Source organism: Streptomyces sp. B1866 (assembly GCF_031932565.1).
Classification (GTDB): domain Bacteria; phylum Actinomycetota; class Actinomycetes; order Streptomycetales; family Streptomycetaceae; genus Streptomyces.
Window position 1 is genome coordinate 1 of the sequence record NZ_JAVSCF010000545.1, and the last position, 992, is coordinate 992.

Below are 992 nucleotides of genomic sequence, written 5' to 3' on the forward strand. Positions count from 1 at the left end.
CCGAAGAACTCCGCGTCGAACTCGCCCGCGTCGTACAGGAATCCGCCCTGCCGGGTGTACGACGTGCCCGTCTGGTCGGGGTCGGTGTCGAACAGCCGCTCAAGGTCCCAGCCCCGGTTCACCGGGAACTCCGAGATCGCGTCCCCGCCGGACGCCACCAGATTCCACAGATCCTCCGGCGACGCCACGCCACCGGGGAAACGGCACCCGATGCCCACGATCGCGATCGGCTCCTCGTCGGCGGCCGCCGCCGGGGTCAGGTCCTCCTCGGTGGGCGTGCCGAGTGCCAGTCCGATGAGGAGTCCGGTCACGGCGTCGCCGGTCGGGTGGTCGAAGACGAGCGTGGTCGGCAGGTCGAGGCCGGTGGCCTCGGCGAGGCGGTCGCGCAGTTCCACGCCCATGAGGGAGTCGAACCCGAGGTCCTTGAAGGTCCGCGTGGTGTCGAGCGTTTCGGGGGCGTCGTGTTCGAGGACGAGGGCGATCTGGGCCCGGACCAGGCGGCGGAACTCCGCCTCGGAGTCGGCCCGCGAACGGTCCGGATCCGCGCCGGATCCGTCCGAAAGCGCCGTACGGGGCCGGGTCACCGGTTCGGCGGCCGGCTCGGGGCGGTCGTCGGTGGGGGCGGCGGCGGACGCCGTGGGGGCCGCCGCGTTGGACCCGGCGGGACCGGTGCGCAGCCAGAAGCGCCTGCGCTGGAAGGCGTACCCGGGCAGCCGTACGCGCTGTCCGGCCTGGTCGTTTCCGGCCAGGTCGGCCAGGACCCGCTCCCAGGCCACCGGAAGGCCCCGGACGTGCAGTTCGGCGAGGGCGGCCAGGACGGTGGCGGTCTCGGACCGGTTTTTACGGAGTCCGGCGACGGCGGCGATTCCGTCGGCGGTGGCGCAGTCGCGGGTCATGGAGGTGAGGACGGCGTCCGGGCCGATTTCCAGGAACGTGGTGACGCCCTGCTCCTCCAGCGCGCGGACCCCGTCCAGGAAACGCACCGCCTCCCG

The 992-nt window shown here is 73.1% G+C and carries 1 protein-coding gene; it reads right to left on the reverse strand.

Going from position 1 to position 992, the window contains the following annotated elements:
* Positions 1 to 992, reverse strand: a 992-nt coding sequence (locus RKE29_RS30095; protein WP_312008873.1) for a beta-ketoacyl synthase N-terminal-like domain-containing protein, incomplete at both ends; no start/stop codon positions are given.